This is a genomic window from Neptunomonas sp. CHC150, assembly GCF_030397555.1.
Lineage (GTDB): Bacteria > Pseudomonadota > Gammaproteobacteria > Pseudomonadales > Balneatricaceae > Neptunomonas > Neptunomonas phycophila.
In genome coordinates, this window is sequence record NZ_JAPNXU010000002.1 from 90,829 (window position 1) to 115,929 (window position 25,101).

The following is a 25,101-nucleotide window of genomic DNA, read 5'->3' on the forward strand; positions in this document are numbered from 1 at the left end:
GGCTAAAGGAGGTGGAGAGGAGTCACCGTTTAGATTAGTTGGCCAGCCAATTTGGCAGTGTCATGGAAATAGCAGGTATAAAGGTCACTAATAGCAACGCAGCTAGCATGGCTAAATAGAAAGGCCATATGGTCCTAACTGCTTTTTGAATAGTCACGCCACCCACAACACAGCCTACGAATAAACAAGAGCCTACAGGCGGTGTGCATAACCCAAGCCCTAAATTCATCATCATCATAATGCCAAAATGGACGGGGTCCATGCCGAAGCCCACTACGATAGGCAAGAAGATCGGTGTACAAATGAGGATAAGGGCAGCCATATCCATGATCATGCCTAAAAGCAGTAGCAATAGGTTTAATAATATCAAGATGACAATCGGGTTATCCGATATGGAAGTGATAAGGTTAGACAGCACGGCAGGTACTTGATAGAAAGCGAGCATGTAACCAAACGCTGAAGCGCAGCCAATCAAAATCATTACCATGCCGGTAGTTTTTATTGACCCTGACACGGCAGCCCAAAAAGCTTTCACCGTCATCGAACGATAAACAAAGAACGCGACAATCATGGCGTAAACCGCACCAATAGCTCCTGACTCTGTTACGGTGAAGACGCCAGATAATGTACCGCCAACCACAATAATCGCGGTTATTAGGCCGGGCACTGAAGCTAAAAATGATAGCGCTAAAATCTTGAATCCAACGAAAGGCTCAGTAGGGAATTTCTTTTTGATGGCTATCCAGCGCGCGACAAAAGCGAGTAATAAACACATCAAAATACCCGGGACAATACCGGCCATAAATAGGCTAGATATTGAGATGCCTCCACCTGCAGCAACTACAAATAAAATCATATTATGGCTAGGCGGTATAACGATCCCAGCAATTGAGGACGTTACTGTAACGTTGACAGCAAAATCATCATCGTAGCCTTTCTCCTTCATGACCGGTATAAGGAGGGAGCCTAGCGCTGATATATCAGCGACGGCAGAGCCTGAAATTCCCCCAAATAACATGCTAGAGAATACGTTGACCTGCGCAAGTCCTCCACGCATCCAGCCGACCGAGGAAGAAGCAAAGCGAATAAGTCGAGCTGCTATGCCTCCATGAAGCATGAGTTCGCCCGCAAAAATAAAGAAAGGTACGGCCAGTAACGCAAAAGTCGACATACCTGCGACTATCCGCTGATAACCGACCATTAGCGGTAAGCCTTCGTACATGAATGCTGAAATAGCAGCGATGCCTAAAGCGAATGCGACAGGCACCCCCATTAACATCACGCCAGCAAAAACACCTAATAAAATAGCTAAGCCCATTTTAATTATTCTCCTGGCTAAGAGGTTTGGTGCGAGTTAGGTGGTGAATAGTTCTGACCACTCGATCTAAGGAGAAAACAAATATTAATGAGCCAGAAATAATAACGGGGAAGTAGCGGGTGGCATCGCTTATGCCGAGTAACGGGATTTTCTTTGACCAAGCGAACTCCGCTAAATCGACGGCGTTGATTGCCATAAGCAATCCAAAAATGGCCATAATGATATCAGCGGCGATACCCACCATAGCTTGACCAGATACAGGCAGCATCTGCGTTAAAATATCTACACTCAAATGCGTTCTCTCGTGTATACCCACCGCTGCGGTGAGAAAACTAATGGTAATGACGAGAAGCAAAGAGAGTTGTTCTACCCATGTTGGTGTGTCATTTAGAACATATCGACCATAAACTAACCATGCAAATGAAAACACTAAGGTAATCATTGCTAGGCCAGAGACAATGTTGGCAACCCTTTTTATGTATACAAGTAGCTTGTCGTATACATACAGAATATTCTTATTATTCATGATGTGTCTCAAAATAAAAAAAGCGAGAATGTCGTTTCTTACATTCTCGCTAGTTGACGCCTAATCGATGCTCTGAATCTCTTTAATAAAAGGTTCCAGTTCAGGTATCGCTTCAATGGCTTGAGCATAAACGGGTTTCATTGCCTCAGAAAACGCGGCCTTATCAGCTACTTCATTGAATTGAACGCCCGAGTCGATTACCAACTGGCGGCTTTCTGCTTCGCGTTTTTTCCAAAGCTCACGTTGCATAGCGACGCTTTTAGTGGCCTCTTGTTTAAGAGCGGCTTGGTCTGCTTCGGAGAGTGCTCCCCATGCCTTAGTGCTCACACATAAGCATTCAGGGATGATCAAATGCTGAGAATTAGAATAAAACTTGGCGACTTCGTAATGGTTAGTGGATTCGTATGACGGCCAGTTGTTCTCTGCGCCATCAACTACTCCTGTTTTTAGGCTTTGATACACTTCGTTAAAAGCCATTGGAGTCGCGTTGCCTTTTAAGGATTCGATCATGCTAACGTACAGCTCGTTATTCATGACTCGAAACTTCATTCCTTCCACATCACTCGGGTTAACAATCGGTTTTACATGGTTATAAAACGATCGAGCCCCGGCGTCATACCAGCCCAATGAAATAATGCCGTGTTTAGACATAGCTTCGCTCAAGTGCTCACCAAAAGCACCGTCCATGACACGGTGCATATGATCTACGTCTTTGAAAATGAACGGCAATGAAAGCACATTAACTTCGGGAATCGCTGTACCCATAGGGCCAAGGTTAAAGCCTGCAAAATCAACTGAGCCAATTTGCATCATTTGAATTGCATCGCCTTGGCTTCCCAGTACCGCACCGTTGTACAAGGTGCCGGATACTCGGCCATCGGTTACTTTTTCTGCATTCTTAATGAAAGATTCAAGGGCATCCGTAATCGGGTAGTCCTTGTTGTGAATGTTCCATCCCGTCCAAGCAGACAAGGCTGAACCGGAAAAAATCAGACTGGCAATAGCGGTTGATGCAATAAGAGTTTTTCTCATTATTTTTGTCCTCTTTTTTTTATTAGTTGCTTACAAAAAGCAGTTTTATAGTGAGTGGTATAAAGTTTTACCGTATCTATCGAACATTCACAATAGTGTTATTGTATTATTTTATAATATTTATTGATGTGAGAACGAGCCTCATTGCACGCAGTAAACCGTGTTGGGCGCGAAGGGGTTACACCAAGTTGCACTTAAGCTGAAAGGGCGTGGGGAGGGGAAGAATAAAAAAGCCTTCTAAAACAGTTTGGTAGAGATGATTAAAAGGCTTGATAGGGTAAATAGGCGTGTTAAGCGATGCTCTTTTCTGGAAGCCGGTGCTTGTTGGATTGGAGATGATCTAGGGAGGCTTCTTTAGCAAGCTTTGCATTGCCCGCCATAATAGCTTCGTAGATTAACCGGTGCTCATCAAGGCAAACATCCCCATCTTTGGAAGAGTGAATAATAAACGTTTCAAACATGGTAGTAAGAATGTTACCGAAGGGGAGGTAAAAGTCATTATTGGTCGAGTTAAAGATTAGTCGATGGAACTTCAAATCGACCGCTGTCCAAGCCTTCTGGTTAAAATTTTCTGCGATTTTGACCATTTTTTGAAAGGTTTCCGACAGCTCTATTCGTTGTTCAGCCGTTGCGTTAACTGCAGCTAATGCGCAGGCTTCAGGTTCTACAGCACGTCTTAGCCCCAAAAACTGCAAACAAAACTCTTCAGAGTCACTAAGGCCTTCCATCCACTCAATGAGTTGAGGGTCTAAAAAATTCCAATAAGCCCGGTTAACAACTTTAGTGCCAATTTTAGGGCGTGATTCTAATAAACCCTTTGAAGTTAGTAATTTTATTGCTTCACGCAGTGCTGTTCGGCTTACACCAAACTGCTCACACAATGCCATTTCGCTAGGAACTATAGACCCCTGAGCTAATTCGCCCGATAAAATTCGACGCGCAATTGTACGTGCAACTTGCACATGCAAACTTCTTGACGAGGTGGAAATGGTACTGAAATTATTAGTCATAATGTCCTTTACTGGGAGGTAGCAGTCAATTTTTTGTCAATAAATAACACAAATTGCCAAGATAGCTAACAAATTTTAGCACAGGAGTGCGTACCTTCCCTTAATTTCCCGCACTTTTTGTATGTTTAAATCTGAATTCTAGCCATAAGAATCAGGTATTTTGTGGGAGCGCTAGTACCCAGCAGACCATTAACTTCTGCTTTTTTGCCAAAATAATAAAAAAAATCGATTTGTCCTGGTAATGGCTTGTAGTCTGAAAATTTTAAATTTATATTAGCCATATTGTAGTACAAATAAAAATAAATTAAGGAGTATGTAATGTTTGGTGATTTAGTAGGTAAGCGAGTTCTTATTACAGGCTCTACAGCTGGTATTGGTTTAGCCGTTGCGAAATTGTTTGCTCATAAAGGGGCAAAATTGGCCATTAATGGTCGAGCCTTGAGCCCAGCGGCCGAGTCGGCTTTGAAAGAAGTACGTGAGCTAGCTAATGAAGGCGATGTGATTTTTATTCCCGCGGATCTAACCCAATCGAGTGAATGTGAGAAGCTGGTAAATAGTTTTGTAGCGGAGTTTGGTGGCATTGATGTGCTAATCAATAATGCGGGAGGCCTCGGAGGCCGTTCGAGTTTAGAAGATATTGATGATGCGTTTTATGACAAGGTTATGGATCTCAATGCTCGGTCGGCATTAATGGTTACACGGTATTCTATCCCTTATCTTCGTTCTTCAGCGGCAGAGTCAGGCACCACGGCTTCGGTTATTAGTACTGGCTCAATAGCGGGTCGCGAAGGTGGCGGTTTAGGGGCCAGCTTATATGCCGCTTCTAAAGCTTGGTTACACAATGTTCATCGTAATTGGGTCAAAGAGTACACTAAGGATAATATCCGTTTTAACATTATCGCCCCCGGTACAATCGACACTGATTTCCATGCAGATAAGAGTGACGAATTAAAAGAGAAAATTGCATCAACGATTGCTTTTGGTCGCTTTGGTTTGTCAGAAGAAATGGCTCCATCATTTGCATTTTTTGCGTCTCATAACTGCAGTGGGTATATCACAGGACAAATCCTCGATGTTAACGGTGGACAGATGTGTCCATAAGCTGAGTTAGCATGTTTATTACTTATTCAGCGGCCGATCGCTGGATAAGTAATCTTTTTGTAAACAAAGCTTGCGTACTGGTTAACTGGTCTGTAGTATTCGCCCCAAGTTGATGCGGGATGGAGCAGTCTGGTAGCTCGTCGGGCTCATAACCCGAAGGTCATAGGTTCAAATCCTGTTCCCGCTACCACTTCAAAATAGCCTAACTAAGGGTCTGAGAAATCAGTTTTTTAGTTAGGCTTTTTTGTGCTTTTTTATCAGCGCTCCAGCTCTTTTACAACGCTTAATCCTCCATGTATTGCCCTTCCCATACTGCCATTAAAGATCGTGATCCATAATGGTTCGATTTCATCAATACTTGAGTTCAGTTTTAAGGACTTGTTCTGGTTTTCTTTTCTGTTAGCGTTAATGCGAATAAAAATAAATAATCATCAGTACTGGGTAATTCTATGATTGATAACAATCGCAGCAATGGCGTTAGCCCGTTGTCTTTTTTTAAGCCGCGTTTCAATGTTCCAAAGCTTTGCGCGGGAGTAGTCGCGGCATCATTAATAAGCTTATCTGCTACATCGCAAGCTGAATCAAACAGTGAGGATACACGCCCTAATATTTTGGTCATTATGGCTGACGATTTGGGGTATTCTGATTTAAGTGCATTTGGTAGTGAAATCCAGACGCCCAACATCGATTCATTAGCCTCGACAGGTCGAATGCTAACAAACTTCCACACAGCTGCTGTTTGCTCACCAACACGTGCAAGTTTGATGACGGGAGTTGATCATCACTTGGCGGGCTTAGGGAATATGGCTGAGGTTGTTGGTCTTAATATTGTCAGGGATAAACCGCTAAGTGCTCCGTGGGGCCAGTCGAATACATACACATTTGACAACATACCAGACGGCTATCGCGGTTACATAAGCGAGAAGACGGTTACTATGCCGGAGCTATTGTCTGATGCTGGCTATCATACTTACATGGTCGGCAAGTGGCACTTGGCCTTTGATGTGTTGGCCCCAACCCAAAAGCAAAAGCGTTGGTATAGATTGAAAGAAAGCGCTTTGCCTTATGCGCGCGGTTTTGAAAAATCTTTTTCTTTGGTTGACGGAGCGGGAGCTCACTATGCGCCGCCACAAATCCCTACGCCGCTTGATTTAACTCTTTATGCTGAGGATGACCGAGTTTTTCCTGCTAAAGAGTTACCTAAAGATTTTTACTCAACTGAATTTTTTACGGATAAATTGTTAAGTTACATCGATGCGAGTCAGGAAGATGGCAAACCGTTTTTTGCGTATGCGGCATACACTGCCCCGCATTGGCCTTTACAAGCACCACAAGACTTTATCGATGAGCAAAAAGGGCGCTATGATGAAGGATATGAGGTTGTTAAAGAAAAACGACTAGCTCGGATGCAAGAGCTGGGCTTGCTAAAAAATGTATCAGAGCCTAGCCCTGGGGCTATAGGTCCGAAAAGCTGGAACGATCTAACCCCAGAGGAGCAGCAAAAAGAAGCAAAGGCTATGGAAATTTATGCGGCGATGGTGACCAACTTAGATCATCATGTTGGCCGGTTGATTTCTCATCTCAAAGACATAGGTGAATATGATAATACATTCATTATTTTTATGTCTGATAATGGAGCCGAGGCGGCACCAGCGTTTATGTTGCCGATACCGGGGACACAAGTTGATGAGTCGCTAGAGAACATGGGAAAACCAGGCTCAGTTGTCGCTTACGGTCCGCGTTGGGCTGAAGTGAGCTCGGCGCCATTCCGCTTTTTTAAAGGGTTTACCGGTGCGGAAGGTGGAACTGCGTCTCCGTTGATTGTTAAGTTGAATCATCAAGCTGAGCAGCGGCCGACTTCTGATGCTCGTTTGCAAGTAACGGATATTTTCCCGACGGTGTTAGACGTTGCAGGAGTTGATGTGCCGGGTTCAGTGTATAAAGGCAAAGAAATTTTTGAGCCTAAAGGAGTTTCTTTCCTCTCAAGCTTACAAAAGCCTGAAGCGTTTTCTGCAGTCCACCCTGAAGGAACGGTATTTGCTGACGAATTGATGGGTGCTAGTTATGTTGTGAAGGATAACTGGAAATTAGCCCAGCAGGCTCCATTATCGAAAACGCCAGTCTTCAGGAAAGATGTACCATTTTCACTGTACGACTTATCCACGGATAGGGCGGAAACTCGGGACTTGTCGGCTACTCATCCTGAGGTTGTCGAGCAGATGAAACAAGCCTATCAAGTTTATCTTCGTGATAATAATGTGTTAGAACATGCCTCTTCGGCAAATGGGCGATAGGTTAATATCTTGATACAGACGGGATTGATCTGATGGTGCGAATTAATAACTTTGGCGTGATGGCTAAGCCGAGCAGCTCGGTATGTAATATTGATTGCTCTTATTGCTTCTATTTGGAAAAAGAGAAGTTATATCCAAATAGGAAAAAACAATGGCGCATGAATCACGACACATTAGAGAATTATATTCGTGATCAGATTCAATCCCAAAAAAGCGAGGTTGTTGAGTTTGTGTGGCAAGGTGGTGAGCCGACCTTGCTTGGTCTTGATTTCTTTCGTCAAGCAGTTGATTTTCAAGAAAAATACAAAGGCTTTAAACGCATTGTAAATTCGTTGCAAACAAATGGGACGTTAATTGATGCGCAATGGGCCTCTTTTTTTAAAGAACACCAATTTTTGATTGGTATATCAATTGATGGTGATCGGATTAGTAATGATACCTATCGTCTATCGCGTAAAGGGAAAAGCACTTTTGACGAAACGCTTAAAGGTATTGAGTTGCTCAAACAATATCAGGTGGATTTTAATACCCTCACAGTTGTAAATGCCGAAAATGTGAAACGTCCCTTAAATGTCTATGCTTTTCTTAAGCGTATTGGCAGCCAATACATGCAGTTCATTCCTTTAGTAGAGCGCAAAGCGATTTTGCCCGACAGTAACGGACTTACACTGATCCAGCCTACCTTCAACGGCGAGTCAAACTTGGCCGAATGGTCTGTGCCTGCTAAGGCTTATGGTTCATTTCTCAATGCGATTTTTGATCACTGGATTAAAAATGATCTAGGGAAAATATTTGTGATGAACTTTGAGCAAACGATGAGCCAAATGGCGGGGCGTCCAGGCGCTTGCGTCTTTAGCGAAACGTGCGGCAATGGACTTGCAATGGAATCCAATGGTGATGTGTACTCGTGCGATCATTACGTATATCCAGAACATAAGCTGGGTAATGTAAATCAAACGTCGTTAATTGATTTAGTCAATTTGCCGCAAAATCTCCAGTTTGGACAAGATAAATTGACTAATATTAGTACGGACTGCTTAGCGTGTGAGGTCCGCCATGTGTGTCATGGCGGTTGCCCTAAGCATCGGTTTGAAGTGTCTAGCGATGGACGTCAAAATCGCAATTACTTATGTGAAGGTTTTAAAGTCCATTTTTCCCACGCTGTTCCACGCATGGCCGACACGTTAGAGATGTTGCACCATCAATTACCTATTAAAAAAGTAAAGCAAGAAATTAAGAAACGATTTTATTCTTAACTGCTTTCGTCCACTCAAGGTTGCCGGTTGCGTAGCGTCTATCCCTAGGGCGCTTTAGACCTTTTGCTCTAAGTCCATATTGGTTGTTGCTTCCCTTAGCGTTTGAATCAACCACATTAATCCTTCGTCATTATTTCTATACTGATGCCACTGAACAGACTGCTTCATCGGTGGTATATCAAAGGGTAATGCCAGTATTTTCAGAGGCCAAACTTTTGACATTTTTTGGGCCAGCCTCGCGTGTATCGTTGCAATATTTTCAGAACCAATCACTAAGGCAGGGAGAGACGCAAAGCTTGAAGTGGTAGCCACTAATCGGCGATTTATATTGTATTTTGGCGCAAAAACGGTTTCAAAGAAGTCCTTTTTAACAGCAGCGGGTCGCATCAAAACATGACCGGCTTCTGCATATTTTTCGGGTGTGAGTTCTCCCTTTGCTATTTGGCTGTGCTTCCATACAACGCAAACAAACTCCTCTTCGTGTAGTACCTCACTGGTATGTTGCTTGGAAACAAAGTTTGAAGGGATGATTAATAAGTCAGCTGTGCCTTGCTCGAGTTGTTCGTCAGGCTTTTCGACTTGGGCTAAGAACTCAAAACGAGCCGTACTTTTCTGTTTGCCCACAAGTTCTAACACATGCGGGGCCAAAACTGTTTGTGTGTAATCTGAGCAGTAAATGCTAAAGATGCGGTCGGTGGTTTGGGGGTTGAAACTAGGTTGAATAAGAATAGTACTTTCTATGTTGTACAGCGCATTACGTACTTGCACCTTTAAGTTTTCGCCCAGTGGGGTAATCACCATTTTCCTACCAATTTGCGTTAGTAAATCGTCTTCAAAGTATTCCCTTAGCCGAGATAAGGAGTTGCTTAACGCGGATGGGCTCATGTTTAACTTTTGCGCACCTTTCGTGATGCTTTGCTCAGAAAGAAGTGTATCCAATGCTACTAGCAAATTGAGATCAAGTTTTTTAAAACGCATGAAAAAACTCCGAATTTATTATTTTTATCGTTCGATGGTATCGAATGGTTGATTCAGTTTAAAGGGTTTTTCTGAAAGGTTGAAGTCAATTAAATTGTAAGCTTCCTAAATGATAAAAATAAAATACAGAGGAATGCAGGTGAATATAATGACTAAAACGCCGTTTAGGCTAAAGTTAGTTGCTTTAGCTATTGCCTCAAGTGCGAGCAGTGCATACGCCTTTAATTTTGAGACAGGTAACCCTGACCTTAGAATTAGTTTGGATAACACCATCAAATACAGTACATCATTTCGTGTTAAAGATGCCTCAGCGGCCTTAACTGATGGTGACTCTAATAAAAACCAAAATGATGGTAACAATAACTTTGATAAAGGCATGGTGTCTAACCGTCTCGATTTATTAACTCAGTTTGATGCTTCGTATAAAGATAGGTTTGGTGTGCGCGTTACTGGTGCTGCTTGGTACGATGATGTCTACCATGGTTCGACTGATAACGACAATGTAGATGGCACATCTAATCATACACCCGCGAAGGAATTCTCCGACAAGGCAGAAGAGGTGATGGGGGGTGATGCCGAAATTCTAGATGCTTTCGTGTATGCACGCTTCCCTTTTGTAGATGGAATGGATGGGACGATCCGAATTGGTCGGCACACCTTGCTGTGGGGTGAAAGTTTATTCTATGGCGGTAATGGCATTGCTGGTGGTCAAGGGCCTGTAGATGTCGTTAAGTTATCATCTGTCCCAAATTCTCAATTCAAAGAAACACTCCGTCCTACCGGTAAAGTGTCTTTAGATGTTCCTTTATCAGAATCTATGTCGTTAGGTGCTTATGTTGGATATGAGTGGGAAAAATCTCGTTTGTTACCGGCAGGCGCATTTTTGTCGGCAGGTGATGCATTAGAAGGCGAGCGAATTAATACCTTTGGTCCTTTTGCGTTTATTAATGAACACGATATGGATGCATCTGATTCAGGGCAATACGGTATCCAGTTGCGCTATTCAGATTTTGATACTGAGACTGACTATGGTCTCTATGCTACTCGTTATCATGCAGCCGCTCCGAGTAATAACTACTTTATGCCGACAGGCCCAGGTTCGGGTACTTACCGCTGGGTATTTGCTGAAAACATTGAAGCTTATGGTTTCAGTGTTGCAAAAACCGTGGGCCGTTGGAGTTTGGCCGGGGAGGTTTCGTATCGTCGTAACACTCCATTAGCCAGTAAAGGTCAGACATTCGACGTACCTAACCAGTACGACAACAATAAAAACCCAGGCTACGCCGTGGGTGAAACCGCTCATGCGCAGTTTAGCTGGATCGCGAACGTACCTTCTTTTATTGCTCAGGAAGCTTCTTTTCTTGGTGAAATTGCTTGGAATACCCGCCTTAAAACAACTGAAAATGCAGACATGTTAAACACTAATGCTGATAAATCAGCTATTGGTATGAGACTCGTTTATCGACCTACCTATAGGCAGGTATTTGATGGGCTGGATTTAACACCGTCTATTGGTATTAGCCGTACTTGGGGTAAATCTTCTGCTATAGGGCCTGCTTTTGGTGTTGATGGCGGCGGCGATATCAACATTGGCGTGAATGCATTGTACTTGAATAAATGGAATGCCTCGCTGAATTTCGTTTCTTATTATGGCCCGAAAGGCGCCTTCTTGGATGACGAGGGCTCACCACCAAAAGCTCAATATAAACAGGCTCTTAAAGACCGAAACTTTATCTCCGCTTCTATAAGCACCACTTTCTAATTTTGGAGAATGCAATGAATAACAATAAAAAACATCCTCTTAGTGTTCTTGTAGCATCTACGGTACTAGGTTGTTTTTCAATGATGGCTCACGCCGCTGTTAGCCCGGAAGAAGCGGCGCGATTAGGGGCTGATCTAACCCCTTTTGGGGCTGAAAAAGCAGGCAATGCTGACGGATCTATCCCTGCATGGACAGGGGGCTTTAACCAAAAAATACCTGGAGAAGTAGCAGGAGGTAAGCGGGCAGATCCTTTTAAAGATGAAAAACCCCTTTATTCGGTTACGTTCAGCAATATGGATCAGTATGCAGATAAGTTGAGCGATGGCATTAAAGCAATGCTGAAAAAGTATCCCGACTCTTATCGGCTTGATGTTTATCCTACGCATCGAACGGCGGTGGCTCCAGATTGGGTTTACGACTTCACGGCTCAGAATGCGCAAAAAGCGACCCTAGACGGCCATAATATTTCTGGGGCCTATGGGGGGGTTCCATTCCCAATTCCACAAAGTGGTTTGGAAGTAATTAACAACCACCGTCTGTCGTGGAAAGGAAGTAGCTGGGAAACTGAAATCAATCAGTATCAAATTACTTCCAATGGCAAGGTTGTATTAACGACTGATGGTTTTCTAAAAAACCAAATGCCTTATTACTTTAAAGACGGCAGTAGTGACAGCTTTGATGGCTACTTTTGGGAAGTTAATTTAGAAAACTATGGCCCGCCAATCCGTGCTGGTGAGCGAATAGTCGGTCGTACAAATATAGATGCTGACAAAAGCCAATCTTATGTTTATTTGTCCGGTCAGCGACGTGTTCGTAAGCTGCCCAATGCCTGTTGCGATACGCCAACCCCTGCGACAGCTGGTCTGATGTCGTTTGATGAGTTAAGCGTTTTCTCGGGTAAAACAGAGCTCTTTAATTGGAAGTTATTAGGCAAAAAAGAGCTGCTGATCCCTTACAACATGAATCGCTTTTTGCAATATAGCGATGAGGATCTCATCACCGGCAATCACTTGAATCCAGAAGCCGTTCGCTGGGAGCTGCACCGTGTTTGGGTGGTTGAGGCAACCTTGGCTGAAGGCAAGCGCCATCAGGCCGTGCGCAGTGTTTATTATGTTGACGAAGACACTTGGCAAGCGTCCTTGGGAGATCGCTGGGACTCGAACGGTGATCTGTGGAAAACGTTGTATCAGTTCAACTATGTAATGCCTGATTTCCCAGGAACAATTGCGCGGACGATGGGGTTCTATAACCTCCTTTCTGGAGAAGCTTACCTAGCCAACGTTATGAATGAGAAGAAGTTTCAAAGCAGACCCGTTGAGCGCCTTCCAACCTCAACGTTTACAGGGCAGGGTTTGGCTAGGCAAGGTACCCGATAAAGCTGAGCTAGTTTAGTAGTGAAATACATCTAGGTTGTAACGTTTTCATCTCCCCCTTCGTGATTACGTTGCTTCCTAGGTTTTCCTTGGCTTTCAAACACAAATTTTATCCTGAAGCTTTTACGCCTTTTAGTCTCACTTTTTTGGAGTTTTTATGTTTCGTTATTTCCCTACCAACTACCCTTGGGATTTATCCATTAACCTTGCCTTAGAAATGGGCGCTCGTATTGGTGAAATCCAAGAAATGTGTGCGCCATTGCAAGAGGCAGCAAAGGCTAAAGATGCCGCGGGTTCAAAAGCGTTTCGTGAAAGCTGGGAGCGCATGGCTGATAAATTGTGTGAGCTCGCAGCAGAAGATGAAGAACGGGGTCGTTTAATTTCAGCGGGTGACAAATATGGCCGCGCCGCTACCTACTATTTAACGGCTGAACGCCTGCAAGGTCATGGTTCTCCTGGTCGTGAAGCGCTTTATCAGCGTTTCTTGAGCATTTTCGCGCGGGGACTTGAGCTCTCAAAAGAAAACTGTGAACGCGTTGAGATTCCTTATGAAGGTAAGCATCTTTCTGCATTGTATGTACGTGCCGAAGGTGTTGAGGGTAAAGCTCCTATCTTGGTGCAAGTGAATGGTCTGGACTCAACCAAAGAAATGAAATACCGCGTTGGCATGCCTCGTTGGCTAGCTCAGCGCGGTGTCTCCTCCCTTATTGTGGACCAACCCGGCACGGGTGAAGCCATTCGCTTACATGGGCTAACCGCCCGCTACGACAGCGAGCATTGGGCTAGCCGTGTTGTTGATTGGTTGGAAGCGCGAGATGAAATTGATGCTAAACGCATTGGCATGGAAGGTGTTTCATTAGGCGGTTACTACTGTCCGCGTGCGGTTGCATTTGAACCTCGCTTTGCTTGTGGTGTTGTTTGGGGCGCTAACCATGATTGGCGTGATGTCCAAAAACGTCGTCTTGAAAAAGAAGGCAGCTTCCCTGTTCCTCATTATTGGGAACATGTGCGTTGGGTGTGGGGTGCAAAAGATATGGATGAGTTCATGGAAATTGCTGAAAACGTACACCTAGATGGTGTGTTAGATCGCATAAAAGTCCCGTTTCTTGTTACTCACGGTGAAAAAGATTCTCAGATCCCTTTGAAATGGGCTCATCGTACTTACGAACAACTCATTAATAGCCCAAAGCGTGAGCTAAAAATTTTTACGGACCGTGAAGGCGGGGTACAGCACTCTAGCTTTGATAACTCCGCAAATGCAGGAGCATATATCGCGGATTGGGTGGCAGAGACGTTACAAGGTCATACGGCCTAAGGATAATAAAAATGAAGATTGTAGGGTTAGAAACCATTATTTTTGGTGTCGACGATGTGGCAGCATGCTCAACGTTTTTAACAGATTACGGCTTAATCCCGGTAGGTGTTACAGAAGCGGGTGGCCGCTTTGAAGCCTTAGACGGAACTGCGGTTGTATTGGCCCATACTGATGATGATAGCTTGCCTGCCAGCATAGGCAATGGCTGTATGATGCGTAAGACGGTTATGGGTGTCGCTGACGAAAGCACTATAGAGGCTATTCGTGTTGAGTTGAGTAAAGACCGAGACGTACGTCAGCTGGCTGACGGTTCTATTGAATCAACTGATGATTCTGGGTTTGTGATTGGCTTCCAAGTAACACAGCGTAAAGCAGTTAATTTATCAGGCGAGATAGCCAATGTACCTGGCTCACCTTTCCAAAGGCCAGTTAATCATCGCGCTATAAATACTGAAGCGGGCCCGATTAGGCCACGCACGTTATCACACATCGTTTACTTTGTTCCTGACCCAGTTAAGGCTGAAGCGTTTTATGTAGAGCGCTTAGGTTTTCGATGCACCGACCGCTTTGAGGGAGCTGGGCCGTTTTTGCAGCCAGCCGGAACGCTCGATCATCACACGCACTTCTTAATTGGAGCTCCTCCTTTCATGAAAGGTGTAGAGCATTTTACATTCCATTTTGGCGGTCCAACAGAAGTAATGCAGAACGGATCTCAATTTGTTGAGAAAGGTTACCAAGCATTTTGGGGGCCTGGTCGTCATATATTTGGTTCTAATTGGTTCTGGTATTTCAATAGCCCGTTTGGGTGTCATATTGAAATGGATGCAGATATGGACCTACATGATCATAACTGGGAGCCGCGTACTTCGCCTATGGGTGCGGACGCATCGCAAGCATTTTTACTGCGCTACCGTGAAAAATGGTCGCCGGGCAAAGATACACCACACAATGGAGATTATGATTAGTAAGAACCAAATAGCTATAAAAAAAGATCTGAAATAGGCTGTTTAAGGTAGCTTGGGATGCACTGGCTACCTTAAAAAAAGAAGCCTCCAACAGTAAATGACTGTTGCCACAAGATAACAATAAACAAAGTGGATGATAAGAATATGTTGATGATGTCTGTGAAGTGTAGGGCTGATTCTTTTAAGGATCACACCAGTATTACCTCTATTCTAGGAGGTTTGCTATGAGCTTTCGTTTTGGGTTTAAAGGTAATGCCACATTAATGATTTCTCATTGTGCTGGCATGATTGACTTGGTCGCCATGCCACTGTGGGTTGGGGTGCTGGTGGCTTTTTATCAATTTGACAGTCAGGAAGCGGGAGGCTTAGTAACATTCTTCCTAGCGGGAGCTGTGTTAGCGAGCCTGACAGTCGCCCCTAAATTTAAACGTTTAAATCACCGTTTGGTGGCTACATCTGGGTTTTTTGTTAGCGCTATTTGTTTCTTTTTAGCCTCTAAAACGACAGTCTATTTAGAATTAGCGGCCTTACATGCAATGGGCGGCTTAAGCGCAAGCTGCGCACTGAGCATGGCGCATGGCACCATAGCCCGTTACGTAAACCCTCACAGATTATTTGCCATGGCCGGATTCGCTCTGGGGATTATGGGCTTTTTATTCATGGGAATCGCGCCCAAGGTTATTCAGTCTGTGGGCGGGCAATCACTGTTTACTATTTTTGGTGTAACCATGGTAATAGCAGGTGTCATGTGTGCATTATTTTTCCCAAGAATGGATTTAAATTCCAAAAATGCCCAAGAGAAAGAGGGTGTAACGAGCCCGACTAGCGCTAAGATTCCTAGTTGTGTGTGGTATGGCGTTGTAGGCTTTAGCTTGATGGGTCTAACACAAGTGATGACCTTTGCGTTTATGGAGCGAGTGGGTCAAGAGCGCGATTTTGGCACCGATCGTATAACCATGGTGCTTATTGCTTTGGCGCTAATCAATATTATAGCCGCGGTTTGTGCGGGTATCTTTCAGCAAAAAATTTCGCCACGGATCGTCCTTTTTGTAATGCCTATTCTGCAGGTGATCTTGTCTAACATCATGATGAATGCCACCGGCTTTGTGTTTTATGCTGCATCGGCTGCTTTCTTTGTGGCTGCCTTGATTTTTGTGCACCCCTTTTTCTTTGGCCTAGTGGCTAAGTTGGATACATCGGGTAGAGCACTAGCAGCCACGCCCGCCATGATAATGTCTGGCGCTGCTATAGGGCCGGTTTTGGGCGGTACTATCGTTAAGTTAGTGGGTTATCACGGGATAGGAATAGCGGTAGCGGTACTCGGAACCATTACGCTAATCTGTTTTACGCGGTTCTTTGCGGGCCAAGCCAGTTCTACCAAGTCAGAGTTGGCGTTGGGAGGCAATTAAATATGAACATTGTTAACAAGTTAGTGCATAAGTATCTCGTACCTAACCGGCATCGTTTGTTGATAATTGCTTTGGGTGTCTCTCTGCTGGGTCAGAATGAAGCGTCGATCGCTGCTGTTAAGGATGCAATCGAACGTCCTTCTGAAATATCCACACTAGGGCAACGTTCTGTACTGCTGGCTAGCGCGCATGTCGGTAAATCCTTGGTCGCTGTTGGGGAGCGGGGGTTTATTTTATTATCCGATGATCAAGCAAAGTCATGGCGCCAAGTACCTTCGCCGATCAGTGTGACATTAACCGGTGTGGCGTTTGCTGATGAACATACCGGTTACGCCATAGGTCATGGTGGGAGCGTTTTAGGAACCACCGATGGTGGTGAAAGCTGGAAGGTTCTGCTAAACGGTAACACGTTAGTTGAGTCTCTATTGACCGATGCCTTATTAAAGGATGATCAAGAAGCCGCTGAAACGGCTCGTTTTTTGATGGATGATGGCCCAGATAAGCCTTTCCTTGATGTGTTACTGATTAGCCCCGAGCACCTAGTGGTAGTGGGTGCGTATGGGTTCGCCTTTGAAAGTCTTGATGGTGGCCAAACATGGAATTCATGGATGTCCCGGATCGATAACCCGTTTGGTTTGCACTTATACAGTGTTCGTAAGCAAGGGAATCGGATATTGATCGCCGGTGAACAAGGTTTTGTGGCTCTATCCAATAATAATGGCGATTCTTTCGAAACCATTGAAACGCCTTATGAAGGTAGTTTTTTCACCGCTCAGCTACCAGATGCGAACCAAATAGTGCTTGCTGGTTTGCGAGGTAACACGCTTGTCTCAGAGGACAACGGTGCAAATTGGAAGCAGTTAATTAACCCTATACCGGCCACTATTACCGCCTCCTTAATTGACTCAGATGGACAGTTGGTATTTGCAAACCAGGCAGGGTTATTGCTTCGGTTAAAAAATTCGACCCTTGTCCCAGTGAATCAGAAACCTTTACCGCCTCTGACCTTTATCTTGGAAAAATCAGACGGCGATGTGCTTGCGCTAAGTATTAATGGCGCTATCTCTCTTGATTCAGGAAGTGCAAAATGAAGTATCAACCATCCCCCTCAACAGCAAGCACTGCTGAGTTTGATCCGCAAACCGGATCATTACTTGAAAGAGTTCTATTCAATAACCGGATAGTCGTTATTCTTATTTGTAGTTTGTTGACTGTTTTCTTCGCATGGCAGGCTACCAAGCTAACGATTAATGCCAGCTTTGAAAAAACGCTCCCGGAAAACCAAGAATACATACAAAACTATTTGACGTATGAGCAGGAATTAACTGGGTTAGGTAATGCGTTAAGGATAGCCGTGGTGAACCCTAAGGGTTCGATCTATCAGGCAGAGTACCTTGATATATTACGCCAAATGAGTGATGAAGTTTTTTTGTTGCCGGGCGTCGATCGTGTACAGATGAAGTCTTTATGGACTCCTTCGACACGTTGGATAGGTATAACAGAGCAAGGTCTTGATGGCGGGCCTGTTATTCCAGACGATTATGACGGATCGCCTGCCAGCCTTGATCAGCTAAAAAACAATGTAGCGCGCTCAGGTCAAATAGGGCAGCTAATCGCCGTTGATGGTCAATCAACGATCATCTATATGCCGCTTTTAGGTGAAGCCTCTACTGGCGAGCCGTTGGATTACGCTAAATACTCTGATCTTTTAGAAAACCTGAGAACTAAATACCAAGACAAAGGTGTAGAGGTTCATATTACCGGTTTCACTAAGGTAATGGGGGATTTGATCGAAGGGGTTGAGGCTGTACTCTCTTTCTTTGCTCTTGCCGTGCTTATCGCTACGGGTATGGTTTATTGGTACACACGCTGTGTTCGATCTACGTTGCTAGTTGTAGCTGCGTCAATATTAGCGGTGGTCTGGCAACTGGGTATCCTACCAACATTGGGTTATGTTTTAGACCCGTATTCTATCCTTGTCCCATTTTTAGTTTTTGCCATCGGAATGAGCCATGGCGCTCAAAAAATGAACGGCATAATGCAAGACATCGGACGCGGTTATAGCAAGCTTGTCGCCGCTCGTTTTACGTTTCGCCGTTTATTTTTGGCAGGTTTAACTGCGTTATTAGCCGATGCGGTTGGTTTTGCTGTATTACTGGTTATTGACATTAAAGTCATCCAAGAATTGGCTGTAGCTGCTTCAATTGGTGTGGCCGTTTTGGTGTTTACTAACCTTATTTTATTACCAATTTTGCTGTCATATGTGGGTGTGAGTCCTCGTGCTGCTAAACGCAGTGTTATTAATGAAAGTGCGGGCTACGATATAAAACAAGCACCAAAACTATGGGCTTTTTTAGATAAATTTACGCAACGTAAGTGGTCTATAGGGGCGCTTGTTGGAGGAGCCTTTCTCACCATTGGTGCCTTTGCACTTAGCACGCAACTGAAGATAGGCGATCTTGATCAGGGCGCGCCAGAGCTGAGAAAAGACAGCCGCTACAACAACGATGTCGCATTTATGAACGACCATTATGGTGCTTCAAGTGATGTGCTGGCCATCATGATTAAGACGCCTGATGGCGAGTGTTCTCAATACGAAACACTCAATAAAATTGACACATTAGAATGGCAGCTCAAACAATTGCCTGGCGTCGAATCTACTAACTCCTTAGCACTTTTATCACGACGGGTTTTGTCAGGGCTTAATGAAGGCAACCCTAAATGGTATGAGTTTTTGCCTAACCAGAGCATGCTGAATTACATGACAGCTGGCGCGCCACGCGGTTTATATAATGACAGCTGCAATTTATTAACCTTGTATGTCTACTTACAAGATCACAAAGCAGATACATTAACCAATGTTGTTAATCATGTAGAGAATTTTGCTGCTCAAAATGATACCGATCAGGTTCAGTTCCTCTTAGCTGCCGGTAGTGCTGGGATTCAAGCAGCCACTAATATTTCAGTTAAAGCGGCCTGGTATCAAATGCTGTTCTTGGTATATGGCGCCGTTGGTTTACTGTCGTTTGTGACCTTTAGATCGATCAAGGCGGTTATTGTTGCAATCCTACCGCTGATGCTGACATCAATTATGGTTGAAGCGTTGATGGTGCAACTAGGGATGGGTGTAAAAGTTGCCACATTGCCCGTTATTGCTCTTGGGGTAGGTATCGGGATTGACTACGCCTTGTATATTTTGTCCATAACATTAGTCGGCCTAAGGGAAGGGCACAGTCTGTCCCAATCCTATTTGAAAGCACTGAACTTTACCGGAAAAGTGGTGATGTTAACCGGGGTGACGCTTTCGGTCGGTGTTATTACTTGGGTGTTCAGCCCGATTAAATTCCAAGCCGATATGGGGTTGCTACTGTCATTTATGTTCTTGTGGAACATGCTAGGTGCTTTGATCTTGCTGCCTGCCCTAGCGCATTTTCTTTTAAAACCTAATGTCATCAGCCAACCGGTTGAAGCTAAAAATGCAGTCACTGTATGAACGAGGTATCTGACCGTTACCCTCTTGGTAATCTTGAGGACTTAGAGGAAGGAGGTGCAAGAGGCTTTCTTACCAATGATGACGGCAACGATGTTTTTTTTGTTGTTAAGTCAGATGGACAGCTTTTTGGGTGGCGTAATGCATGTCCGCATATTAACGGGGCACCCATGGCATGGCGAAAAGATGCCTACATGAATAGTGCTAAAAGCTATGTATGTTGCCATGCACATGGAGCGTTGTTTGAACCTAAAACAGGGCTTTGTATTCAAGGCCCTTGTCTTGGACAACGGCTAAAAAAAATTGTTATTTGCGTTGATGCTGAGGGTAATGCTTCGGTTTCACGCACTGATTTAGAAAAGAATAAAAATTAATGGGAGTAAGCCTATGTCAGCTGTAAACAGCGTGTTGGTTATTGGTGGTGGTTTTTCCGGGATGTCGGCAGCGATTAGTATGCGGCGCAATGGCTTTAAAGTGGATCTAGTGGAGATCGACCCTGAATGGTGTGAGCTAGGTGCTGGGATCACTATCAATGGTGCTACATTGCGTGCACTTGAAACGCTTGGCCTTTATGAAGAAGTTGTAAAAAAAGGTTGTGTCACTGATGGTGTAAGTATGCACTTAGCCCACGGGCCTTTATTAATGGAGCTGCCTACCCCTAGCCCCGTAGGGTCTAGCGTTGGTGGAAGTGGGGGGGTTTTTAGGCCAACACTGGCTCGAATCATGTCCGAGACGACCATCGCTTCTGGTGTAAATGTACGACTAGGGTGTACCTATAAAGAGATTACATTGACTAATGAGAGTGCCAAAGTCGAGTTTACGGATGGCACCTCTCAAGAATACGATTTAGTTGTTGGAGCGGATGGAGTTAACTCCGGCTTACGTAAAAAGTTTTTCCCGCAAGAACCCGAGCCAGAATACATTGGTCAAGGTGTTTGGCGAGCCATTATGCCGCGGCCACCAGAGATTAAGCGAGTCAATATGTGGATTGGTAACCACTTGAAGCTGGGTGTTAATCCCGTCTCAGATACCCACATGTATATGTTTATTACCGAAGACCGTCCTATCAAAGAGCGGATGGACCGCGCCACTTGGCCTGAAAGGTTTGCCAAGTTAATGGAAGAGTTTCCTAATCCCACGGTTCAATCACTTATACCTCATGCTTATGAAGAAACAGCGAATATTGATTACCGCCCGTTAGCTAATGTGCTGGTAAAAGATTCCTGGAACCGTGGGCGTCTAGTCATGATTGGAGATACGGTTGCTGCTACTACACCACATCTGGCTTCGGGTGCTGGTATTGGTATCGAAAGTGGAATCGTGCTCGCAGAAGAATTGATAAAAACAAATGAGCTTGATACGGCTCTAGACAACTTTTTTAAGCGTCGTTGGGAGCGCTGCCGATTAGTGGTTGAAAACTCAGCTCAACTTTCTCGCATAGAGATACATGGAGGTGATAAGGAAGAGCACTCTAATATCATGAAAGAGTCTCTTATCGCGCTGAGCCAACCTATCTAGCATCCTTTGGGCAGCGTGATTCCTGATCCGAGATCGCTGCTTTTTTTTATTTTTAAGAGGCTGGTTTATGAGCTTTCCTGACATTTACCGAGTGGTCACTGGGCATGATGAGAATGGCCACGCGGTTATTATTGATAATAGCCCTTTAAAAACGGTTGTAGACCTTGAGGCGGTTCCCGGCACTCGTTTTCATGAAGTGTGGAATACCAGTAAGACTCCAGCGCCGATTAGTGCCACTGAAGTGGATCCCACGCTAGGGGATGTTGTATTGCCGCCCCCACAAGAAGGTACGCGTATTCGATTTGTTGATATTCCACCGGACACGCAAGAGTACTTACAGCACGGCCACGAAAAAATGAAAGATATGTTTTCGAGTGTGGGTGATGAAAACCTTTCAACTGTCAAAAACGATTCCCCGCATCCTCTGATGCATCGCACGGAATCAGTTGATTACGGCATCGTGATAGAAGGCGAGTTAACACTCATTGTTGATAAAGATGAAGCCGTCTTAAAGCCGGGTAGTGTTGTTGTTCAAAGAGGAACCAATCATGCCTGGGCTAATCGCTCTGGAAAGATGTGCCGTATTTTGTTCATTCTAGTAGGTGGGCAATATGACGACCAACTAGCTAAAGCTATCGCATAAATCAGGTTTATCGGAACAAGGAGATTACATGAAATTTGCAACATTACCTGATGGTACATTAGATGGTCGTTTACATTTAGTTTCTAACGATTTACGTAAGGCTGTCGATGCTTCAGCCATCGCCCCTAACTTATTAACGGCTGTTCAAAACTGGCAAGCCGTAGAGGCAGACTTACAAGCTTTATATCAACAGTTGAATGATGGCCTGCTATCCAATGCATTTGATTTTGAGCCCTCAGTTTGTAGCGCGCCTTTACCGAGAAGCCCTCAGTGGCTGGACGCTTCAGCGTTTTTAAATCACGGTAAATTAATGGAAGAAGCGTTTAATACAGACCCTATTGCCGACTTCGATACAATTCCGGTTATGTATCAAGGAGCCAGCGATGATTTTCAGGGGCCAACCGTTGATATCCCAATGCCGAGCGAGGCTGACGGAATTGATTTTGAAGGGGAGTTTGGTGTCGTGATGGCCGAAGTTCCCATGTCTGCTTCTGTTGAGCAGGCGGCCCAAGCCATACGATTAATTGTTCAAATTAACGATTGGAGCCTGCGAGCATTAGGCCCCCGAGAAATGAACTCGGGCTTTGGTTTTTTACAGGCTAAGCCTTCGTCAAGTTTTGCACCAATAGCCGTAACACCGGATGAGTTAGGTGCCGCTTGGGAAAATGGCCGTGTCAATATGCACCTGAACGTGACTTGGAACGATGAGCGTTTTGGCGAGCCTCATGCCAGCGAAATGAACTTTTCGTTTCCTGAGTTAATAGCGCATGCGGCAAGAAGTCGGAAACTGACCGCTGGCTGCATACTAGGCTCTGGTACCGTATCTAATAAATCAAGAGCGGCGGGTTCTGCATGTATTGCTGAGCGACGAGTCATTGAAAAAATTGACTTAGGCGACATCAAAACACAATTTATGCGCTTTGGTGACAAGGTGAGAATGCAAGCGGTGTTCGATGACGGCCGTGAAGGCCCTTTTGGTGTGATAGAGCAAAAAGTTGTGCCCAACACCTCCGTTTAAAAAGAGTAAAAAGGGCACATCATGCATGTTGTAATCACTGGTGCTAATGGGTTTGTTGGTCAAGCGTTGACCAACTACCTGCTTTCTATGCCCCCTTCGCTTAAACGCGAAGGGGAGGTAAAAGCCGTTTCTGAACTGACGTTGATCGATCGCCACTTTGATAGCGCATTCCCCTCAAAGCCGGTAAAGAAAAACGTAACCATAGCAATGCACAGCGGCGACTTGGCTGATCAGACATGGTTGTCTGAGCTTCTTAAACAGTCATCCATAGATGTTATTTTTCATCTGGCCAGTATTCCCGGTGGTATGGCAGAACAGAATGAAGCCTTGGCGCGTCAAGTAAATATTGATGCCACTATCACACTGCTAGAGGCCTGCAAAATGCAGACGCTGGCAGGTCAGGGTAAACCTAGGTTGGTCTTTGCTAGTAGTATAGCTGTGTTTGGTCAACTGCCTGACCGAGTTACTGATGCCACTCCACTCAACCCGCAATTGAGTTACGGCGCTCATAAGGTGGTAGGTGAAGTGATGATTAGTGACTTTAGTCGCCGAGGCTGGGTGGATGGTCGCTCTCTGCGTTTGCCTGGTGTTTTGGCTCGTCCACCTGCAGAAACGGGGCAGCTGTCAGCTTTTCTGAGTGACATCATTAGGCAAGTCTCACAAGGGCACGCATTTGTCTGTCCGATGTCTCCCGAGGCAAAAACGTGGGCATCGTCATTACCGAATGTGGTCGAAAATTTGATGTATGCGGCCGTCGTTGAAGAGAGCAAAATGGAAGCAGGGAGGACATTTACCCTACCAACGCTTTGTTTTAGTATGGCTGAGTTAGTATCAGCAATAGGCTCGGTTTACCAGCAAAAGGCGCATGAACTGGTGCGTTACGATGTTGATCCTATGATCGAGCAATTATTCGGTTGCTTCCCACCCCTAGAAACCCCATTGGCAGACTCTGCAGGGTTTCAGCATGATGGAAGTCTTAATAAGCTGGTCGAACGTGCTTTACCGTAAGTTATTGTTGCGCCATGGTCGCAGTTAAGCGGTTGCTAACAGAGCAATTAGCGACATATAGAGGCGACCAAAAAGCTCTGTTCATAAATTATGTGGCAATACTTTTGTTTAGGTTATAGGTCTATGGTCAATGAATCACTCAATGCACGTGAGCAGCAGGGCGTGAATTGATTATTTTTCGACTTCTCATCAGCTGTTAAGAACTCGTCTCTATGGTCTGGCTGACCTTCGATGACGGTGGTCAAGCAAGCACCACATATCCCCATTTCGCAGGACATGTCGATATCAACGCCGGCATCCTCTATGGCTTCAAGTGCGCTTTGATGGACATCTACATCGATTTCGATGCCCGAGCGACTTAGAATTAGTTTGAAGGGCTTGTCACCTGATTCAGTTGGTTTTGGCTGCGCTTGAAAGACTTCTTTATGCAGGTTTTCAGTTTTCCAATGTAAATTCTGGGCGGTGCTAAAAATATAATCCATATATCCGCCAGGGCCGCACGTATATAAATGGGTATTATCTGTGAAGGAGGCTAAGGCGCTTTCAACGCTATGGCCTTTGGCTTCTGGTACGCCGTCGAAGTAAAAAAATACCTTAGAAGAGAATGACGCACTTGATAATTGTTGATAAAAAGCGGTGTCTTGCTTTGAGCGGGTATGGTAATGAAGTTCAAAATCTACCCCTAAACTATCTAGCTCTATTGCCATAGACATAATAGGGGTAATACCGATACCGCCAGCGAATAACATGACTTTGTCACTGTTCACATTTAATGGGAAAAGGTTGCGAGGGGCTGAAATAGTCAGCCGGTCACCTACATTGAAATTTTTATGTAGCGCGACAGAGCCGCCTCGGGAGTTAGCATCATTTAAGACGGCAATCTTATAAAACTCATTGGAGCGCGAATGGTTAATTAAAGAGTATTGGCGGGTAAAGGCGTCGGATATGTGCACATCTATATGGCTACCTGTTTCAAACAAAGGCATGGCTTGGCCATCGGCTCGCACAAGCTCAAAACTCGCAATATTCGGTGTTTCTTGTATTTTATTTTGAATAATAACTTCAAACATAATAATGGATTCCTT

21 protein-coding genes and 1 tRNA gene are annotated in these 25,101 nt (G+C 44.7%); 16 read left to right on the forward strand and 6 right to left on the reverse strand.

Annotation, left to right across the window (positions count from 1 at the left end; translation table 11 throughout):
* Positions 1-34: 34 nt before the first annotated feature.
* The 4 genes from OW491_RS02130 to OW491_RS02145 all read right to left on the reverse strand — a co-directional run bounded on the left by OW491_RS02130 (position 35) and on the right by OW491_RS02145 (position 3,886).
* Positions 35-1,318, reverse strand: coding sequence for a TRAP transporter large permease (locus tag OW491_RS02130; protein WP_075172955.1), 1,284 nt, complete (start codon positions 1,316-1,318; stop codon positions 35-37).
* A gap of 1 nt (position 1,319) precedes the next feature.
* Positions 1,320-1,844: a TRAP transporter small permease gene (locus OW491_RS02135; RefSeq protein WP_290034496.1), complete on the reverse strand. Its 525-nt coding sequence runs from the start codon at positions 1,842-1,844 to the stop codon at positions 1,320-1,322.
* 60 nt (positions 1,845-1,904) lie between these two features.
* The gene (locus OW491_RS02140; RefSeq protein ID WP_075172953.1) at positions 1,905-2,876 is read right to left on the reverse strand and encodes a TRAP transporter substrate-binding protein; all 972 of its coding nucleotides are present in this window, start codon (positions 2,874-2,876) and stop codon (positions 1,905-1,907) included.
* Positions 2,877-3,166: 290 nt separating this feature from the next.
* Positions 3,167-3,886: a FadR/GntR family transcriptional regulator gene (locus OW491_RS02145; RefSeq protein ID WP_290034497.1), complete on the reverse strand. Its 720-nt coding sequence runs from the start codon at positions 3,884-3,886 to the stop codon at positions 3,167-3,169.
* A 318-nt stretch (positions 3,887-4,204) separates the two neighbouring features.
* Between OW491_RS02145 and OW491_RS02150 the strand changes: the two genes are divergently transcribed.
* The 4 genes from OW491_RS02150 (at position 4,205) to OW491_RS02165 (ending at position 8,537) form a co-directional block, all read left to right on the forward strand.
* A complete protein-coding gene (locus OW491_RS02150; protein WP_290034498.1) occupies positions 4,205-4,987 on the forward strand; it encodes an SDR family oxidoreductase in 783 nt (260 codons plus the stop codon).
* Positions 4,988-5,100: 113 nt separating this feature from the next.
* A tRNA-Met gene (locus OW491_RS02155) sits at positions 5,101-5,177 on the forward strand.
* Between the two features lie 259 nt (positions 5,178-5,436).
* Positions 5,437-7,281 carry an arylsulfatase gene (locus OW491_RS02160; RefSeq protein WP_290034499.1) on the forward strand — a complete coding sequence of 615 codons (1,845 nt, stop codon included), beginning with the start codon at positions 5,437-5,439 and terminating at the stop codon, positions 7,279-7,281.
* A gap of 32 nt (positions 7,282-7,313) precedes the next feature.
* A complete protein-coding gene (locus tag OW491_RS02165; RefSeq protein WP_290034500.1) occupies positions 7,314-8,537 on the forward strand; it encodes an anaerobic sulfatase maturase in 1,224 nt (407 codons plus the stop codon).
* Positions 8,538-8,591: 54 nt separating this feature from the next.
* Here the strand turns inward: OW491_RS02165 and OW491_RS02170 are convergent, their stop codons facing one another.
* Positions 8,592-9,515, reverse strand: a complete 924-nt coding sequence (locus OW491_RS02170) for a LysR family transcriptional regulator (protein ID WP_075172949.1) — start codon at positions 9,513-9,515, stop codon at positions 8,592-8,594.
* A gap of 148 nt (positions 9,516-9,663) precedes the next feature.
* On the opposite strand from OW491_RS02170, the gene OW491_RS02175 reads away from it, so the two are divergent.
* The 12 genes from OW491_RS02175 to OW491_RS02230 all read left to right on the forward strand — a co-directional run bounded on the left by OW491_RS02175 (position 9,664) and on the right by OW491_RS02230 (position 24,016).
* Positions 9,664-11,277, forward strand: coding sequence for a DUF1302 family protein (locus OW491_RS02175; RefSeq protein WP_290034501.1), 1,614 nt, complete (start codon positions 9,664-9,666; stop codon positions 11,275-11,277).
* 14 nt (positions 11,278-11,291) lie between these two features.
* Positions 11,292-12,653, forward strand: coding sequence for a DUF1329 domain-containing protein (locus OW491_RS02180; protein ID WP_075172947.1), 1,362 nt, complete (start codon positions 11,292-11,294; stop codon positions 12,651-12,653).
* A 154-nt stretch (positions 12,654-12,807) separates the two neighbouring features.
* The gene (locus tag OW491_RS02185; protein ID WP_075172946.1) at positions 12,808-13,965 is read left to right on the forward strand and encodes a prolyl oligopeptidase family serine peptidase; all 1,158 of its coding nucleotides are present in this window, start codon (positions 12,808-12,810) and stop codon (positions 13,963-13,965) included.
* An 11-nt stretch (positions 13,966-13,976) separates the two neighbouring features.
* Complete coding sequence (locus tag OW491_RS02190; RefSeq protein ID WP_075178540.1) at positions 13,977-14,930, forward strand: VOC family protein; 954 nt, start codon at positions 13,977-13,979, stop codon at positions 14,928-14,930.
* A gap of 224 nt (positions 14,931-15,154) precedes the next feature.
* Positions 15,155-16,339, forward strand: coding sequence for an MFS transporter (locus OW491_RS02195; protein WP_290034502.1), 1,185 nt, complete (start codon positions 15,155-15,157; stop codon positions 16,337-16,339).
* A 2-nt stretch (positions 16,340-16,341) separates the two neighbouring features.
* Positions 16,342-17,430: a YCF48-related protein gene (locus OW491_RS02200; protein WP_290034503.1), complete on the forward strand. Its 1,089-nt coding sequence runs from the start codon at positions 16,342-16,344 to the stop codon at positions 17,428-17,430.
* Entirely contained in the window at positions 17,427-19,832 is a 2,406-nt protein-coding gene (locus tag OW491_RS02205) for an MMPL family transporter (protein ID WP_290034504.1), read from the forward strand. The genes OW491_RS02200 and OW491_RS02205 overlap by 4 nt, the downstream gene beginning before the upstream one ends.
* The gene (locus OW491_RS02210) at positions 19,829-20,203 is read left to right on the forward strand and encodes a Rieske (2Fe-2S) protein (RefSeq protein WP_075172941.1); all 375 of its coding nucleotides are present in this window, start codon (positions 19,829-19,831) and stop codon (positions 20,201-20,203) included. The genes OW491_RS02205 and OW491_RS02210 overlap by 4 nt, the downstream gene beginning before the upstream one ends.
* A 13-nt stretch (positions 20,204-20,216) precedes the next feature.
* Positions 20,217-21,347 (forward strand): FAD-dependent oxidoreductase, encoded by a 1,131-nt coding sequence (locus OW491_RS02215; protein ID WP_290034505.1) that lies wholly within the window; start codon positions 20,217-20,219, stop codon positions 21,345-21,347.
* A 67-nt stretch (positions 21,348-21,414) separates the two neighbouring features.
* The gene (locus OW491_RS02220; protein ID WP_075172939.1) at positions 21,415-21,990 is read left to right on the forward strand and encodes a cupin domain-containing protein; all 576 of its coding nucleotides are present in this window, start codon (positions 21,415-21,417) and stop codon (positions 21,988-21,990) included.
* Positions 21,991-22,018: 28 nt separating this feature from the next.
* Entirely contained in the window at positions 22,019-23,008 is a 990-nt protein-coding gene (locus OW491_RS02225; protein WP_290034506.1) for a fumarylacetoacetate hydrolase family protein, read from the forward strand.
* Positions 23,009-23,029: 21 nt separating this feature from the next.
* Positions 23,030-24,016 (forward strand): NAD-dependent epimerase/dehydratase family protein, encoded by a 987-nt coding sequence (locus OW491_RS02230; RefSeq protein ID WP_290034507.1) that lies wholly within the window; start codon positions 23,030-23,032, stop codon positions 24,014-24,016.
* Between the two features lie 113 nt (positions 24,017-24,129).
* On the opposite strand, the gene OW491_RS02235 is transcribed toward OW491_RS02230, so the two are convergent.
* Complete coding sequence (locus OW491_RS02235; protein WP_290034508.1) at positions 24,130-25,086, reverse strand: PDR/VanB family oxidoreductase; 957 nt, start codon at positions 25,084-25,086, stop codon at positions 24,130-24,132.
* Between the last annotated feature and the right edge of the window lie 15 nt (positions 25,087-25,101).